This window comes from Streptomyces ureilyticus (genome assembly GCF_011045025.1).
Classification (GTDB): domain Bacteria; phylum Actinomycetota; class Actinomycetes; order Streptomycetales; family Streptomycetaceae; genus Streptomyces; species Streptomyces ureilyticus.
The window spans coordinates 81920-98530 of record NZ_JAAKZX010000006.1; the positions used below are offsets into that span (position 1 = coordinate 81920).

Genomic DNA, 16611 nt, shown 5'->3' on the forward strand with positions numbered 1-16611 from the left:
ACCCCAGTACCTCTCGTTCGGCAGCTCTCCGCCGGACCAGGGGCGCCTCCCCCCTCACCAAGGACAGAGTCGTGGACATCACCAGACGACAGCTCGGCCGGCTCGCGGCGGTCGGGACCGGGGCCCTCATGCTGCCGGGCCTGCTGCCACCAGGCACGGCGGCGGCAGCCGTCCCTCCGGCCGGCACGTGGGGCGACCAGGGCGACGGCACCTACGTCAACCCGATCATCCCGGCCGACCTCAGCGACTGGGACTGCATCCGGGTCGGCTCCGACTACTACGGCATCACCAGCACCTTCGGGTACTCGCCCGGCATGGCCGTCCTGCACTCGAAGGACCTGGTCAACTGGCGGACGCTCGGGAGCGCGGTCGACGATGTCACCCGCATCGGACCGGAGCTGAACTGGGACCGGATGAACCGCTACGGCCGTGGCGTGTGGGCCGGGTCCATCCGCCACCACGCGGGCCGGTACTGGGTGTACTTCAACACGCCCGACGAAGGCTTCTTCATGACGTCGGCCCCGTCGCCGACCGGGCCGTGGGAGCCGTTGCACGCACTGTGGCGGACCACCGGCTGGAACGACGTGTGCCCGTTCTGGGACGACGACGGCCAGGGCTACCTGGTCACCACGCACTACGCGGACGCCTACAAGGTGAACCTGTTCAAGCTGTCCGAGGACGGCAAGTCGCTGGTCGGTTCGCCCACGGTCATCCACCAGTCACGGGGCAGCGAGGCCAACAAGCTCTACAAGATCGACGGTACCTACTACCACATGTTCAGCGAGGTGAAGTCCGAGGGCCGGGTGCTCATGATGAACCGCGGCTCCAGCCTCACCGGCCCGTTCGAGACCCGGCAGTTGCAGCACGTCAACCCCTCGGTGGACCGTGAGCCCAACCAGGGCGGGCTGGTGCAGGCTCCGAACGGCGCATGGCACTTCGTGACCCACCACGGCAGCGGCCGCTGGGAGGGGCGCGTGCTGTCCCTGCTGCCGGTGACCTGGGTGGACGGCTGGCCGATCCTGGGCTCGGTGGGCTCGGACGGCATAGGCAACATGGTGTGGACGGGCGAGGTGCCCGCCGGCGGCACGCCCGGTCTGCCGGTCGACGCGCTGCCCCCGGTGGTGACCAGCGACTTGTTCACCGACACCCGCCTCAAGCCGCAGTGGGAATGGCACTACAAGCCGCGCGCGGACCGCTGGTCGCTGACCGAACGCCCCGGCTACCTGCGGTTGAAGGCGTTCGCACCGCTGGCGCCCAACAACCTGATGAAGGTCGGCAACACCCTCACCCAACGGGTGATGCGCACGGCGGGCAGCGCGACGGTGACCGTCCGCCTCGAACTGGCCGGCCTCGCCGACGGCCAGCACGCCGGGCTGTGCCACTACGCGGAAACCTACGCCGGGCTGGGCATCCGGCGCTCCGGCACCACCACCACGATCGCGCACAACGTCGGCGGCACCCTGACCAACGGTCCGGTGATCACGCAGAACGCCGTGTGGCTGCGCACCTCATGGGACGTCAACGGGGTCAGCCGGTTCTCCTACAGCCTCGACGGGAACACGTTCACCACGTTCGGCGGCACCTACCAGCTCACCTGGGGCGGTTACCGCGGTGACCGGGTCGGCCTCTACACCTACAACCCGAACGGCACCGGCCACGTCGACGTGGACTCGGTGCAGTACACCCTTGCACCCACCAGGCCCTACAAATGCGTCAACGTGCGCAGCGGCAAGGTCGCCGACGTCTCCGGCACCTCGAACGCGGACGGCGCCGCCGTGATCCAGTGGCCCTACTCCGGCAAACCGAACCAGCAGTGGGCCTTCCAGTCCACAGCGGACGGCTACCACACCATCATGTGCGTGCGCAGCGGCAAGGTTCTCGACGTGGCAGGCTCCTCGAAGGCCGACGGCGCGCGGGTCGTGCAGTCGATCCCCGACGGCCGCGCGAGCCAGCAGTGGCAGTTGCGCCCGCAGACCGATGGCGTCTTCCGCGTGGTCAACCGCAACAGCGGCAAGGTGCTCGAGGTCAGCGGAGGCAGCACGGCCGACGGTGCCGCGCTGATCCAGTACCGCGACGTCGGCAGCTCCAACCAGCGCTGGACCTTCCACCGCGTCACCGGCTGAGGGGACCGAAGCAGCGGCCAAAGTGGAGGTAGTACCGGTCCCAGCGGGAAGCGCATACTGCGTGGCGTGGCGACATACAACAGCATCGGTGCGACCTACGCCCACACCCGGCGACCCGATCCCCGAATCGCCGCCAGGATCCACCAAGCCCTCGGCGGTGCCGCCACCGTGATCAACGTGGGAGCCGGTACCGGCTCCTACGAACCGCCGCAAACGGTGCTGGCTGTTGAACCCAGCTCAGTGATGATCGCCCAGCGCCCGGCCGGATCCGCGCCGGCCCTGGAAGCATCCGCGGAGTCGATCCCTCTCGCCGACGGCTCGGCCGACGCGGTGATGGCCCTCCTGACCGTGCACCACTGGAGCGACCTGGAAGCCGGCATCGGCGAACTCCTCCGCATCGCCCGGCAGCGGATCGTCATCCTCACTTTCGACCCGGACATCAACCACAGGTTCTGGCTGCTGGAGGAGTACCTGCCCGATGCGGCCGCGCTCGACGGCACACGAGCCGTCGCGGTCGAACGCCTGGTCACGCTGCTGGGAGGCGCCCGCATCGAAACCGTCCCCATCCCGCACGACTGCACCGACGGATTCCTCGCCGCCTTCTGGCGCCGACCCGAGGCATACCTCGACCCGCAAGTGCGGGCCGGTATCTCGCTGTTCGCCCAGACCGGCGACGAGGCCCTCCGGCCAGGCCTGGCCCGGCTGTCCGACGACCTGTCTTCCGGCCGGTGGCACCAGCGCCATGCCGACTTGCTCGACCGCGAAGCACTCGATGTCGGCTACCGGCTTCTCATGACCGACCTGTAGAACCAGGCCAACCGTCTGACTGCACACTCAAGCCTGGAGGGACGTCTCCATGGGCGTGACAGGCGGGAAACGATCAACTGCCTCTGCGTTTCTGGACTCGGCGCGAGGTCCGGGTGCGGTCGGGCGGACCGAGGTGAGGGCTGTGGTGAGGTGGGCGAGCAGGGGTGCTGCTGAGGGGTGGGGGTCGCGGCGGGGTGTGATCGTGTAGATGCCCCGGGTCGGGGGATCGACGAGGGTCATGGTCGTGACGTCGGTTCGCAGTGCGCGCGTCAGTACTCCGGGGATCAGTGCGATGGCGTGGCCGGTGGCGACCAGAGCCAGCTTGCCGAGCAGGTCGGCTGCGGTGAGGTCGATGCGGGCGGTGACTCCGGCTCGGGCGGCCTGCCGGCTCAGTAGTGCCGCTGAGCCGTCGTTGTCCTCGACCCAGGTCTGGTCGGCCAGCGTCTGGATGTGCACCGGGTCGGGCCCGGCCTGCGGATGGCCGGCAGGCAGGACGACGACCATGTCGTCTAGGCCGAGGAACCGTCGTTCGACCCGCGGGTCATCGGGGAGCCCTGGCGGTGCGTCGGTGACGACGGCGATGTCCAGATCGCCGTTGATCACGCGGTCGTGCAGTTGCGCGCTCAGGGCCGGCAGCAAGCTCCACCGGAGGGATCCGGTTCCCTGCAGCAGGGCCCGGATGGCCTCGGGGACAACTCCTGCGGCCAGGGAGGGTGTTGCACCGACGGTCAGCGGCCGGTTGAACGCGCCGTCACGAAGGTCTCGTACGGCACGAATCGCGCGGTCGGCTTCGTTGAGCGTGGCCAGGGCGTGATGCCGGAACACCTCACCGGCAGGCGTCGGACGCACACCGCGCGCATGGCGCTCCATCAGCGGCACGCCGAGCTGCCGTTCCAGCCCGGCGATCTGCCGGGAGACGGCCGACTGCGTGTGGTTGAGCTCGGCCGCCGCCGCCGACAGCGAGCCGAGTCGGCACACCGTCACGAAGGTTCGCCACACGGTCAGTTCCATGGCGCCAGTATGCCCAGCCGGTATGCGTACCCCGCAGGGCCGGCCTTCGAAATCTGCGCTTGTCGCAGCCGGCGCTGCGCACCACTCTGACCCGTATGACCGCATCACACACGACCGACATCGCCGTCGCCGCCACGGTCCACGCCGTGGAGGACGCCGTGCTCGAACCGCTCCGCGCCTACGCCCGCGGACACGCCACCGGCGACCCAGCCCACTTCCGCGACGCGTTCCTGCCCACCGCCCACATCGAGGGAATCCGGGACGACGCATTCGTCTCCTGGCGACTGGACGACTACTGCGCCCGCTTCCCCGGCCAACCGGCCCCGGATGAACCGACCCGCTCCCGCCGCATCGAAGCCATCGACGTCCACGGCAGTGTCGCGACCGCGACGATGACGCTGTGGCACGGCGCTGAAACGTTCACCGACATCTTCCTGCTGGTCCGTGTCGACGACGGCTGGCGCATCGCCAACAAGGCTTATCACCGGCACGCCTGAGTGGGCGGCAATCGGGGGTTTGCCCTGGCGCAGGATCTGGACTGACCTCATTCCTGTACGGCCGCCAATCCCACCGCCCCCCGCCGCAAAGCGACCCCCGCCGCGGCGACTGCCGAGGGCACGGCGAGGAGTGCGCACGCCGTGAGCGTTGTGGCTAGGGGCGGCCAGGGGATCTCGAGCGGGGTGGGGGCCGACAGGAGGGTCAGGGCGGTCCATATCGGGAGCAGGTTCAGGGCGGTGGTCAAGAGGCCGAGTACGGTTCCCACCGCCACCACGAGCAGTGCCTCTGCCGCGACCATGCGCAGGGCTTGGCCCTTGGTGGCGCCGGCCAGGCGTAGGGAGGCCAGGTCGCGGGTGCGGGGGCGGTCGAAGGTTGCCATGATCATGGTGTTGGTGAGGGAGATGGCCGTGTACAGCAAGGCGATGCCGAGGACCAGGAGGATGCCGAGTCGGGTCGTGCGGTTGGCCTCGGGATAACTCGACTGGACCCATTGGGACTTGGTGAGGATCTCGCCGCCCGCGCCGCGCACTGCCGCGTGCAGGCCCCTTGCCACCGCCGACCTGTCGGCGCCCTTCGTCTGGGTCACGTCCACTCGGTCGACCGTGGCGCCCGGGGCGTTCCGCGCCGTGACGTACACGCCGTTGTCGCCCGTGCCGATGGACAGTACGGCGGCGATCCGCAGGGACTTCTTCGTGCCGTCGCCGAGCCAGACGTCCACGCGCTGTCCGACTGTGTGCCTCTCCCACTCCTCGTTGACGATGATCGAGTCGTCGTCGAGGTCGCGGACGCTGCCGGCCGTGACCGGGAGGTGCGTGGTCGCGGCGAGCGTACGCGGATCGGCCGCGCGGGCCTCGGACTTGATGAGGGCCACGCCCTCCTCCAGCGTGTGCACGGCGCTTGATGAGGTCGCGGAGACCACGGTTCCGGGCACTTCGCGCAGCCGCGTCAGCGTCGTCGGAGTGAAGCCCGAGCCGCCGTTCGTGGCTGTGATCACGAAATCGGCGGCCGTCTGCTCGCGGATCTCGGCGGCCTTCGCCGCGTTCAGGGTGTTGGGGGCGCCCAGCAGGGAGCCGGCCAGCGCGACCGTGACCAGGACGGGAGCCGCGACGGCGGCGGTGCGGCGTACGTCCGTGGCAGCGTTCTCGCGTACCAACCTGCCGATCGCGCACGGCAGTTGGGCCGGAAGCCAGGCAAGCACGCGGGTCAGCGGACGCACCAGGACCGGGGAGAGCAGTGCGACCGCGGTGATCAGCAGCATGGTGCGGCTGATGTACGTCTTGCGGTGCAGCAGGTCGCCCGGATCGCTGAACAGGGCCATCACCAGCGTCACGGCGGCGGTCAGCAGCAGCGCCGCGCCGCACAGCCCGCGGCCCCACGTCATCGTCCGCGTATCGACGGACGCCTCGCGCAGCGCCTCGGTCGGCGCCGTCCTCCCGGCCCGCCAGGAAGCGGCCACCACTCCGCACAGCGCGACGAGCAGGCCCGTCCAGAAGGCCAGGTGGTACGGCCAGGTGTGATCGCCGATCGTGAACCAGCCCGGCGCGAGACCACCGTCGACCACCCGCTCGGCGAGCCACGGCGCACCGTACGCCCCGAGTACGCAGCCGGCGGTCGAAGCGAGCACACCGATCACGAGGGCCTCGGCGAAGACCATGCGCCGGATCTGGCCGGAGGTCGCCCCGACGGTGCGCAACAGCCCGAACTCCCGGCGCCGTTGGGCCACCGCGAACGCGAAGGTGGACGCCACCACGAACACCGACACGAAGCCGGTGACCCCGCCCGCCGTGCCGAACAGGGCGTTCATCGCGGTCAGCGCCTCGCTGTCCCGGTCGGGATCGGTATCGGCGTAACGGCGCGCGTTCCCGGTGAGCACCTGTACGCCGCTGCCGCGCACCACGCCGCGTACGGCCGCCACGTCCGCGTCCACGACGAGCTGGACGCTGCGCGGGGACAGCTCGGCGGCGCGTGCGTCGGTGTAGAACACGGCGTTCTCGAAGCGGCGCCCGGCGACGGTGCCGACGATGCGTACGATGCCGCGGTCGGTCCGTACACGCTCACCCGGTCTCACCCAGTCGCCGCTGACGGCGACCTCGTCGGGCGCCCGGGGCGTGCGTCCCGACCTCATCTCGTACGGGGCGAAGGCCGCGGTCGACCAGGGGTGGCCCACCAGTTCGCGGGGGCCGCTCCGGGCCCGTACGGCGAACGACCGGTCCTCGACGACCGTCCCGAGGTCCTTCAGCCGCGCGACGACCTCAGCCGGTACGGCACGCGGATGCGCGAGTTCCCGCGTCTCGGCGCCGTTCGCGGTGGGTACGCGCAGGGTGTTCGCGCCCTGCACGACGACCGGTGCCGCCGCGAACCGCTCGGGCCGGCGTTCGGGGGCGTCCAGCGAGGAAGCCAGGGCCAGACCCATCACGGCGATCAGCGCGACGCCCAGCGAGAGGGCGACGAAGCTGCCGACGAAGGCGGTCCAGCGGGTGCGCAGCGTGCGCAGGGCGATTCTCAGCACAGCATGGCCTCGATCTGGTGATCCGGTTTCGGGATGGCTTCACGAAACCCTGTGGGGGCACACCGGCGCAGTGCGGCAGAGCCGAGACCTGAGGTAGGGCCAGGCCTACCCCCGATCCGGACCCTGGACCGATGGCACCGGCACGTACGCCGCTCATACGGTGATCCCCATGCATCCGGCGATCCCCGCACAGCCCCGCACCGTGTGGCAGGCCATGACCAGGCCCGGCTACCTGCTGTCGGCGTGGCCGTGGCGCTCGATCGGCTACCTGGTCACCGGTGCCGTGACCGGCGCTGCCGCCCTGGTGGCGATCGTGACCCTGGCGGCGGCTGGCGGGATCCTTGCCGTCGTCCTGGTGGGGCTGCCGCTGCTGGTCGGTACGGTGCTGGCCGGTCTGCCGGTGGCCCGTGTCGAGCGGTTCAGGCTGCGGCTGGTCGATCTGGAGCCGGTGCCGGAGCAGCACCGGGTGCCTGCCGAACCCGGTCTGTGGGCTTGGCTGGTGACGCGGCTGCGGGAGCGGACGACCTGGCGGGAGCTCGGGTACGCGCTCCTGTTCGCGGGCCTGCTGTGGCCGGTGGACGTCCTCGTGCTCACGGTCGCCCTGCTGCTCCCGGTGTCCGTGACGGCAACTCCATTGCTGATGGCGACAGTTGGCGACGGCCACGAGGCGAAGGTGCTCAAGCAGTGGACGGTCACCAGTTGGCCGGCCGCCTTCGGCGTCGCCGTCCTCGGGCTCGTGCTGTTGGGCCTGTGCGCCTACGTTCTCGGGGTCGCGGCGGGCGCGCGGGCCGCGCTGACGCGTCTGCTGGTCGCCTCCCGCGAGGGTGACCTGGGCGCACGGGTCGTCGAACTGGCGCGTTCCCGCGTCCGGTTGGTGGACGCCTTCGAGGCGGAGCGGCGGCGTATCGAACGCGATCTGCACGACGGGGCGCAGCAGCGCCTCGTCGCCCTGACGATGAGCCTCGGCCTTGCCCGCCTCGACGCCCCGCCGGGCCCCCTCGCCGACCAGCTCGCCAAGGCGCACGACGAGGCGGGCAAAGCCCTCGCCGAGCTGCGCGAACTCATCCACGGCATCCATCCGCAGGTCCTCGCCGACTACGGACTCCAAGCGGCTGTCGCCGACGCCGCCGACCGCTGCGTAATCCCGGTGGACGTGGACCTGGAACTGCCCGGGCGCCTGCCCCAAGCGGTCGAGGCAGCCGCGTACTTCGTGGTGTGCGAGGCCCTCGCCAACGTCGACAAGCACAGTGCGGCCGGCCGTGCCGAGGTCGGCGGCGGTCACCGCGACGGGCGGCTGTTCCTGGAGATACGCGACGACGGGCGGGGCGGCGCGGACGCCGGGAGCGGCAGCGGGCTGACCGGACTCGCGGACCGGGTGTCAGTACTGGATGGCAGACTTTCCCTGTCCAGCCCGCCCGGCGGACCGACCTTGTTGCGCGTGGAGATCCCTTGTCAGCTGACCGAGCCCTGCGTGTAGTCCTGGCCGAGGACAGCGTGCTGCTCAGGGACGGGCTCATCGGTCTGCTCACCCGCTACGGGCACGAGGTGGTCGCGGCCGTCGGCGACGCCGAGGCGCTGGTCGCCGCGGTCGACGAGCACGGGCCGGACATCGTGGTGACGGACGTCCGGATGCCCCCGGGTTTCCAGGACGAGGGCCTGCACGCGGCCGTACGGCTGCGGGAGACGCGACCCACGCTGCCCGTTCTGGTCCTCAGCCAGTACGTCCAGCGGAGATACGCCGCCGACCTGCTCGACTCCGGCGACGGAACGGGGGTCGGCTATCTGCTCAAGGACCGGGTCGGGCAGGTGGAGCAGTTCGTGGACGCGCTGATCGAGGTCGCCGACGGCGGCACGGTCGTCGATCCCGAGGTCGTACGCCAACTGCTGCGCCGCCGCCGCGATCCGCTGGAGCGGCTCACTCCGCGCGAACGCGAGGTCCTGGCGCTGATCGCCGAAGGCCGGTCGAACGGCGCGATCGCCCGCGAACTGGTGGTGTCCGAGGCCGCCGTCGGTAAACACATCAGCGGCATCCTCACCAAGCTGGACCTGCCCCCGGCCGACGAAACCCACCGCAGGGTCCTGGCCGTACTGGCCTTCCTGCGCGCCTGACGCACCATCAACCGCCTCACAGCGGCTTCGCGAAGCACCTGCTCAAGTCGTGGAAGCGGTAATGGCCGAACTTGACGCAGGGCTCGTAGCCGCTGGACGTGTAGAGGGCGATCGCCTCCGGCTGCTTCGTGCCCGTTTCCAGGACCATGCGGATACGGCCGGCCGCGCGGGCGTCGTCCTCCAGCGCCGCGAGGATGCGACGGGCGAGACCGTTGCCGCGCGCCTCCTCGACCACGTACATGCGCTTGATCTCCGCGTCGCCGTCCGAGTAGCCCTCGCCGTTCGCGTCCTGGGCCCGCCAGCCGCCCGTGGCCACCGGCCGGTCCTGCGCGTCGTACGCGATGAGGTACAGGCCGAGCGGCGGCTCGAACATCGACGGGTCGAGGGGAGTCACGTCACCCTCGTCCTCGTAGCGCGCGGCGTACTCGGCCTGGACCTGGTCGTTCAGCTTGACGGCGTCAGGGTGGTCGAAGGGGACGCGGCGTATATTCATGCCGAAGATCGTACTTCTATGCGCCGCGTGGTGGTGACCCATTTTCCCACGGCCGCTTTCCATGGCCGCTTTCCCATGGGCCCCTTCCCGATCGAGGGCCGCGCGGCCGACTCGGGGCCGAGGGCTCGGCTTACGGCCTGATGTCGTAGAGGACGTTGAAAGGGTCGTCCGCCGAGGACCGGGCCACGCTGCCGAAGCCCGCCTCGGTGCACAGGCTGCGTACGACTGCCTCGGGCATACCGTTCGTGCCGAGGGCGGCTCCGCCGCCGGCGAGGGACGTGGTCATGCAGTAGAAGACGCTGAAGCCGTAGAACATCGATGCCACGGGGCCGACGTTGTCCTGGGGGCGGTCCTGGCAGTTGATTTCGAGCATCAGGTAGTCGCCGTCGTCCTTGACCGCCGCCCTGATGGCGGCCAGAAGCCGCTTCGGGTCCGCCGCGTCGTGGATCACGTCGAAGGTGGTGACGAGGTCGTAGCGTCCGGGAAGCCCCTGGGCGGCATCGACCGTCTCGAAGGTCACACGGTCGGCGACCCCGGCGTTCTCGGCGTTCGCCCGGGCGCGTTCCACCTGGCCCGGGAAGTTGTCGAACCCCACGAAACGCGAGCGGGGAAACGCCTTGGCGAGCACGATCAGCGCACGGCCCGCGCCGCATCCCACGTCCGCGACGTCGACGCCCCGCTCCAGCCGCTCGATGACGTGCGGAAAGGTGCTCAGCCAGTCGTCGATCATGACGCTCTCGAACCAGCTCCCCGTGAAACGGCTCATGCCGTCCCACAGGACGTCCGGGTAGTCGCTCTGCCGTACGCCTCCGCCGCTCCGGAACGCGGCAATCAACCGTTCGTACGGCGCCAGGGCGGCGGGCAGCATCTGGTAGACGCCACCGAGAAACATGGGCCCCGATTCGTCCGCCAGGGCGGGCGCGTACTCGGCGGGGAGGGTGAAGCGGCCGGGCGCCGGCTCCTCCAGGTAGCCCGCGGCGGTCATGCCGCGCAGCCACTCCCGTACGTAACGCTCATTCAGGTCCAGTCGGTCCGCGAGCTCCTCGCTGCCGGCCGGGCTGTTGGCGGCGAGGTCCTTGAACAGGCCCAGCCGGTCGCCCAGATGGCACAGACCGATGGCCATGGTCCCGCTGATGTCCCCGAGCGCCTTCTCCATGAAGGCTTCGATCTTCGCTTCGTCCAATTCGTTCGATTCGCGCTGCACGGCCATGGTGTCGTGTCCTTCCTGGCTGTCGTCGAGCACGATCGCGGGGTGCGACCGGCCCGCAGAAGCCAAGCACCGGGCTGCTTCCCTGTGCCGCCGCCACGACCGGCGGGGGTGCACGGCCGGGTTTGCCTCACCCGAACCGAGTACGCGTAGGAGTACGAGTACGAGCGCCGGAAAGCCTCCCGCCGCGTGTTCATGCCTTCTTGCACAGGCCTTCAAGTCGCGCACGACGCGCGCCCAGTAACCTACGTTCCCTGTTGCGTAGGAGAGTGCTGTGCTGACTGTGACCTCTGTGAATGTGAACGGGCTTCGGGCCGCCGCGAAGAAGGGCTTCGTGGAGTGGCTCGCGGGCACCTCCGCCGATGTGCTGTGTCTGCAGGAAGTGCGGGCCGAGCCGCCGCAGTTGCCCGAGGGCATTCGGCAGCCGGACGGGTGGCATGTCGTGCACGCGCCCGCCGCCGCCAAGGGGCGTGCGGGGGTGTCCGTCTATACGCGGCGTGAGCCCGACCGCATCCAAGTCGGCTTCGGATCCGCCGAGTTCGACGGCAGTGGGCGGTACGTCGAGGTCGATCTGCCCGGCGTCACGGTCGCCTCCCTCTATCTGCCCTCCGGCGAGGTCGGGACCGTGCGGCAGGACGAGAAGATCCGCTTCATGGGGGAGTTCCTGGCCTACCTCAAGGCGCTCAAGGAACGTGCCGCCGCCGGCGGTCGCGAGGTCGTCGTCTGCGGCGACTGGAACATCGCCCACCAGGAGGCCGACCTCAAGAACTGGCGCGGCAACAGGAAGAGCTCGGGGTTCCTGCCGGAGGAGCGCGAGTGGCTCACGACGGTCTTCGACGAGACGGAGGGCGGGTACGTCGACGTCGTACGGGCCCTGCATCCGGACGTCGAAGGGCCGTACACGTGGTGGTCCTACCGTGGGCAGGCTTTTGACCGGGACACCGGCTGGCGCATCGACCTCCACGTCACGACCCCGGGGCTCGCGGCCAAAGCCGTCAAGGGGTACGTGGAGCGGGCGGCCACGCATGCGGAGCGGTGGTCGGACCACGCGCCCGTGACCGTCGTCTACGACCTCTAGGACCCCGGGGGCCGTTGCTCGGCCTCCCGCACCCGCCGGTCCAGCGCCATCGACAGCTCCGCCTCCACCACGCTCTTCGCGAGCGGGCGCAAGCGCTCCAGGTCGGCCGGGGAAGCGCCCCGCGTGAGGGCGAGGCCGGTGAACAACTCGGCCAGGGCGTCCGCGTGTTCGCGTACGCGGCGGCCGGCCCGTAGGACCTCCGCGAGGGGGATGCCCTCGCGGACCAGGGCCGCCGAGACGTCCAGCAGGCGGCGGCTTATGTGGACGAGGTCGGTGCCGTCCGTGGCGAGGTAGCCGAGGTCGAGGGCGGCGGCGAGGTTCTCGGAGGTGGCCTGGTCGCCGAAGGCGTCGGCGAGTTCCTCGGGGGAGAGGCGGACCGGGATCTCCTCGGTGGGGGCGCCCAGGCCGAGCAGTTCGCCGACGTCGCGGCCGTGGTCGAAGGCCTCGGCCAGCTCGGCGATGCCGCTGAGGGTGTGGCCGCGTTCCAGGAGCGCCGAGATCGTGCGCAGGCGGGCCAGGTGGTCGTCGTCGTACCAGGCGATACGGCCCTCGCGGCGGGGTGGCGGAAGCAGCTTGCGCTCGCGGTAGAAGCGCAGGGTGCGCACCGTGATGCCGGCCTCTTTGGCCAGCTCCTCCATGCGGTACTCCTGCTTGCCGGGCTCCCGCTGTACCGGTCCGGACTTCTCCTGTCCCCGCTTTCCCGATCTCTCAGACCTCTCAGATCCCTCAGCCACGTCATCAGCCTATGCCTATGTTGTACCGCCAGTAACTTCTTTGGTTCCGGGCCTACCCAGGAGTATGAGGTTCCCCTTACTCTCCCCATTGCGCCAGTGTTCACTGGCATGGTCGCACGGGGCAGGGCAGAGATGGACCAGGGAGGCGTCGGATGACCGAGCGCGAAGACGCGGACGTGCGGCATGTGCGCGTGGCGGTGGTCGGGTCCGGGTTCGGTGGGCTCGGGGCCGCCGTGCGGCTGCGGCGGGAAGGGATCACCGACTTCGTCGTACTCGAACGGGCGGGCAGCGTCGGCGGCACCTGGCGGGACAACAGCTATCCCGGCTGCGCCTGCGACGTACCGTCCCACCTGTACTCGTTCTCCTTCGCCCCCAACCCCGACTGGCCGCGCGCCTTTTCGGGGCAGGAGCACATCCGCGCCTACCTGGAGCATGTGACGGATGTCTTCCGGCTCCGTCCCCACCTCCGCTTCAACTCCGAAGTGAAGAGGATGACTTGGGACGGTGAGCGGCTGCGCTGGGAGATCGAGACCAGCAGTGGCAACCTCACCGCCGATGTCGTGGTCTCCGCCACCGGGCCGCTCTCCGAGCCCCGGATCCCGGACATCCCCGGGCTCGACACCTTCCCCGGCAAGGTCTTCCACTCGGCCCGCTGGGACCACGACTACGATCTGCGCGGCAAGCGGGTCGCATTCGTCGGTACGGGCGCCTCCGCAGCCCAGATCGTGCCCGCGATCCAGCCGCGGGTTTCCCATCTCACCCTGTTCCAGCGCACCCCGCCGTGGGTGCTGCCGCGCGTCGACCGGGCGATCAGCGGTGTCGAGCGCATGCTGCACCGGCAGTTGCCCTTCACCGCGAAGGCGCGGCGCGGACTCCTGTGGGGTATCCGGGAGTTGCAGGTCCAGGCGTTCACCAAGCACCCGGGCGAGCTCGGCCTGGTCGAGCAGTTCGCGAAGCTGCACATGGCCCGCGCCATCAAGGACCCTGCGCTGCGGGCCAAGTTGACGCCCGACTACCGCATCGGCTGCAAACGCATCCTGCTGTCCAGCGACTACTACCCGGCGCTCGCCCGGCCCAATGTGGACGTCGTCGCCTCCGGGCTCGCGGAGATCCAGGGCGGCACCGTCATCGCCGCCGACGGCAGCCGCACCGAGGCCGACGCGATCGTCTTCGGTACGGGCTTCCATGTCACCGACCTGCCGATCGCCGAGCGCGTCGTGGGCGCGGACGGCCGCACCCTCGCCGAGGCCTGGGCGACCGGCATGCAGTCGCTGCGCGGTGCGAGCGCCGCCGGGTTCCCCAACTGGATGTCGATCATCGGCCCGAACACGGGCCTCGGGAACAACTCCATGATCCTCATGATCGAGTCCCAGCTGAACTACATGGCCGACTATCTGCGGCAGTTGGACGTCCTCGGCGGACCGGTCGCCCTGGACGCCCGCCCGGGCGCCGTCAGCGCCTGGAACGACAGGGTCCAGCAGCGCATGAAGCGCACGGTGTGGAGCACGGGCGGCTGCACCAGCTGGTATCTCGACGCGAACGGCCGCAACACGACCATCTGGCCCGGTACGACGACGGAGTTCCGCAGCGCGACACGACGCGTCAACCTGGGGGAGTACGAAGTACTCCGGGAGCCCCGGACCCGTACCGACGACATCCGAGGCGAGCAGAAGGTGGAGGCCGGCGCGTGAGCCGACTGACGCATGTGAAGAGTGGTCCCTACTCCCCGCCCGCCCCCGTACGGGAGTTGGCCGCGGTCTCCGCCGACGGCGCCCGGCTGCACGTCGAGGTGCACGGACCCGAAGACGGGCCCGCCGTGGTGCTCGTACACGGCTGGACCTGCTCGACCGCCTACTGGGCCGCGCAGATACGGGATCTCGCCGCCGACCACCGGGTCATCGCGTACGACCAGCGCGGGCACGGCCGGAGTCCCGCGCACACCACGTGCACCACGGACGCGCTCGCCGACGACCTGGAGGCCGTGCTCGCGGCCACCCTCGAGCCGGACGAGAAGGCCGTGATCGTGGGGCACTCCATGGGCGGGATGACGTTGATCGCCGCCTCCGGGCGGGAGCGGCTGAGGGACCATGCGGCGGCCGTGCTGCTGTGCAGCACGGGCAGTTCGCGGCTGGTCACCGAGTCGCTGGTGGTGCCGCTGCGGGCCGGGCGGCTGCGTACCTGGCTCACCCGGCGCATCCTGGGCGCGCGGGCACCGCTGGGGCCGGTCACGCCGATCGCCCGGCGGATCCTCAAGTACGCGACGATGGGCCCCGGTTCGGCCCCCGAGATGGTCGAGGCGTGTGCGCGCATCGTGCACGCGTGTCCGCGCCGGGTGCGGCACGCCTGGTCGCACGTACTCGACGCACTCGAACTCGACCATGCCGTACGGGAGTTGACCATGCCGACGGCCGTGATCGTGGGTACGGCCGACCGGATGACGCCCGCGGTCCACGCACGCGCGATGGCCGCCGCGCTGCCCGACTGCGCCGGACTCACCGAGTTGCCCGGGATCGGGCACATGAGCCCCATCGAGGCGCCCGAGCTGGTCAGCGGGCAGATCCGGGAACTCGCGGCCACCTATGTGCGGGCCGAGTTGAAGGAGGAGGCATGAGGAGCGGGACAAGCCTGGAAGGGCAGGTCGCCGTCGTCACCGGAGCGGCACGGGGCGTCGGCGAACTCCTCGCCCGCAAGCTCTCCGCGCGCGGCGCGAAGGTCGCGTTGGTCGGCCTTGAGCCGGACGGGCTGAAGCGGGTCGCCGGGCGGCTGCACACCGAGGGCGGCCACTGGTACGCCGATGTCACCGACCACGAGGCGATGGTCCGCGTCGCGGCCGAGGTCGAGGAGCGGTTCGGGAAGGTCGACATCGTCGTCGCCAACGCGGGCGTCGCGACCGGCGGAACCTTCGCCGACTCCGACCCCGAGGCATGGCGCCGCGTGATCGAGGTCAACCTCATCGGCTCGGCCGTAACGGCCCGCGCCTTCCTGCCCGCCCTGCTCGCGAGCCGCGGCTATCTGCTGCAGATCGCCTCGCTCGCCGCGCTCACGCCCGCGCCGATGATGACGGCGTACTGCGCGTCCAAAGCGGGCGTGGAGGCGTACGCGCACAGCCTGCGCACCGAGGTCGGTCACAAGGGCGTACGCGTCGGGGTCGGTTATCTGTCGTGGACCGACACCGACATGGTGCGCGGCGCCGATCAGGACGACGTGATGCGGGAGTTGAGGCAGCGGATGCCGTGGCCGGCCGGCAAGACATATCCGCTGGGGCCCGCCGTCGACCGGCTCGTGGCCGGGATCGAGCGGCGGTCGAGTCATGTGTACGGGCAGTGGTGGCTGCGTGGGGTTCAAGGTGTACGGGGCTATCTGCCGGGGCTCGTTGCGACGGTGGGGCGGCGGGAGATGCAGCGGTTCGAGCCGCGGCTCGGGAAGATTCGTACGGGGCTTGTCGGTGCGGGTGGGGCGGCTGACGAAGCGGCGCGCGATGCGATGCGTAACCGAACGTAACTGACCGAAATGCGCGCTTTGTCGGTCCGTGTGAATCTGAGTGAGGCCCCATCCCCTCACCCACACGGGAGTGAATCTCATGGGCATGAAGGACGAGTTCCAGGACAAGGCCGAGAAACTTCAGCAGAACGCGAAGAGCAAGACGAGCGGCCGGGACGTGAAGAGCGGTCGGGACGAGAAGAGCGAGCGCGGCCGGATGACTCCGGAGGAGCGGGAGCGGCGGATGACGCCGGAGGAGCGGGAGCGGGCGCAGCATGAGGAGGCTCGGCGCCGGCGCCAGCAGCCGCAGCGGGGGCGTCAGGAGCAGGAGCCGACGCGTCGGGCTCAGCAGGAGGAGCAGGACCGGCTCGATCAGGACTACGACATCTGAGCCGGTGTGAATCGGTATGGGGTGCCCTCTGTTGGGGAGGGCACCCCTTCCTTGTGTGTGCTTGCGATTGCTGTCGCTGGGCCGTGTTTGAGCCGTTGCCCGGTGCTGTGGGCTGTGCCCACCCTCCCCCACTCTCGGCTTCGCTCGAGCGGGGGGACCCCCATCGCCCTG

General features: G+C 70.2%; 14 protein-coding genes and 1 pseudogene. 10 read left to right on the forward strand and 5 right to left on the reverse strand.

Annotation, left to right across the window (positions count from 1 at the left end; all coding sequences use genetic code 11):
• The first annotated feature begins 71 nt into the window (after positions 1-71).
• Both G6048_RS03255 and G6048_RS03260 read left to right on the forward strand, forming a co-directional pair.
• The gene (locus G6048_RS03255; protein WP_165337873.1) at positions 72-2123 is read left to right on the forward strand and encodes a family 43 glycosylhydrolase; all 2052 of its coding nucleotides are present in this window, start codon (positions 72-74) and stop codon (positions 2121-2123) included.
• A 66-nt stretch (positions 2124-2189) separates the two neighbouring features.
• The gene (locus G6048_RS03260; RefSeq protein ID WP_165337874.1) at positions 2190-2930 is read left to right on the forward strand and encodes a class I SAM-dependent methyltransferase; all 741 of its coding nucleotides are present in this window, start codon (positions 2190-2192) and stop codon (positions 2928-2930) included.
• Between the two features lie 27 nt (positions 2931-2957).
• On the opposite strand, the gene G6048_RS03265 is transcribed toward G6048_RS03260, so the two are convergent.
• Complete coding sequence (locus tag G6048_RS03265) at positions 2958-3941, reverse strand: LysR family transcriptional regulator (RefSeq protein ID WP_165337875.1); 984 nt, start codon at positions 3939-3941, stop codon at positions 2958-2960.
• 116 nt (positions 3942-4057) lie between these two features.
• On the opposite strand from G6048_RS03265, the pseudogene G6048_RS03270 reads away from it, so the two are divergent.
• Positions 4058-4438: pseudogene (locus tag G6048_RS03270) on the forward strand (nuclear transport factor 2 family protein); the annotation flags it as partial.
• Between the two features lie 47 nt (positions 4439-4485).
• On the opposite strand, the gene G6048_RS03275 reads toward G6048_RS03270, so the two are convergent.
• Positions 4486-6948 (reverse strand): FtsX-like permease family protein, encoded by a 2463-nt coding sequence (locus tag G6048_RS03275; protein WP_165337876.1) that lies wholly within the window; start codon positions 6946-6948, stop codon positions 4486-4488.
• A gap of 214 nt (positions 6949-7162) precedes the next feature.
• On the opposite strand from G6048_RS03275, the gene G6048_RS03280 reads away from it, so the two are divergent.
• Both G6048_RS03280 and G6048_RS03285 read left to right on the forward strand, forming a co-directional pair.
• The gene (locus tag G6048_RS03280) at positions 7163-8425 is read left to right on the forward strand and encodes a sensor histidine kinase (RefSeq protein WP_165337910.1); all 1263 of its coding nucleotides are present in this window, start codon (positions 7163-7165) and stop codon (positions 8423-8425) included.
• Positions 8398-9057 carry a response regulator gene (locus G6048_RS03285; protein ID WP_165337877.1) on the forward strand — a complete coding sequence of 220 codons (660 nt, stop codon included), beginning with the start codon at positions 8398-8400 and terminating at the stop codon, positions 9055-9057. Before G6048_RS03280 ends, G6048_RS03285 begins: the two co-directional genes overlap by 28 nt.
• Positions 9058-9073: 16 nt before the next feature.
• Here G6048_RS03285 and G6048_RS03290 read toward each other — a convergent pair whose 3' ends face one another.
• Complete coding sequence (locus G6048_RS03290; RefSeq protein WP_165337878.1) at positions 9074-9550, reverse strand: GNAT family N-acetyltransferase; 477 nt, start codon at positions 9548-9550, stop codon at positions 9074-9076.
• 130 nt (positions 9551-9680) lie between these two features.
• The gene (locus G6048_RS03295; protein ID WP_165337879.1) at positions 9681-10826 is read right to left on the reverse strand and encodes a class I SAM-dependent methyltransferase; all 1146 of its coding nucleotides are present in this window, start codon (positions 10824-10826) and stop codon (positions 9681-9683) included.
• A gap of 205 nt (positions 10827-11031) precedes the next feature.
• Between G6048_RS03295 and G6048_RS03300 the strand changes: the two genes are divergently transcribed.
• The gene (locus tag G6048_RS03300) at positions 11032-11835 is read left to right on the forward strand and encodes an exodeoxyribonuclease III (RefSeq protein ID WP_328825660.1); all 804 of its coding nucleotides are present in this window, start codon (positions 11032-11034) and stop codon (positions 11833-11835) included.
• On the opposite strand, the gene G6048_RS03305 is transcribed toward G6048_RS03300, so the two are convergent.
• Positions 11832-12473: a MerR family transcriptional regulator gene (locus tag G6048_RS03305; RefSeq protein WP_165337912.1), complete on the reverse strand. Its 642-nt coding sequence runs from the start codon at positions 12471-12473 to the stop codon at positions 11832-11834. The genes G6048_RS03300 and G6048_RS03305 overlap by 4 nt on opposite strands.
• Before the next feature lie 248 nt (positions 12474-12721).
• On the opposite strand from G6048_RS03305, the gene G6048_RS03310 reads away from it, so the two are divergent.
• The 4 genes from G6048_RS03310 to G6048_RS03325 all read left to right on the forward strand — a co-directional run bounded on the left by G6048_RS03310 (position 12722) and on the right by G6048_RS03325 (position 16440).
• Positions 12722-14260 (forward strand): flavin-containing monooxygenase, encoded by a 1539-nt coding sequence (locus tag G6048_RS03310; protein WP_165337880.1) that lies wholly within the window; start codon positions 12722-12724, stop codon positions 14258-14260.
• Entirely contained in the window at positions 14257-15180 is a 924-nt protein-coding gene (locus tag G6048_RS03315) for an alpha/beta fold hydrolase (RefSeq protein WP_165337881.1), read from the forward strand. Before G6048_RS03310 ends, G6048_RS03315 begins: the two co-directional genes overlap by 4 nt.
• Positions 15177-16070, forward strand: a complete 894-nt coding sequence (locus G6048_RS03320) for an SDR family oxidoreductase (protein WP_165337882.1) — start codon at positions 15177-15179, stop codon at positions 16068-16070. The genes G6048_RS03315 and G6048_RS03320 overlap by 4 nt, the downstream gene beginning before the upstream one ends.
• Before the next feature lie 79 nt (positions 16071-16149).
• Entirely contained in the window at positions 16150-16440 is a 291-nt protein-coding gene (locus tag G6048_RS03325; RefSeq protein WP_165337883.1) for a hypothetical protein, read from the forward strand.
• Positions 16441-16611 lie beyond the last annotated feature (171 nt).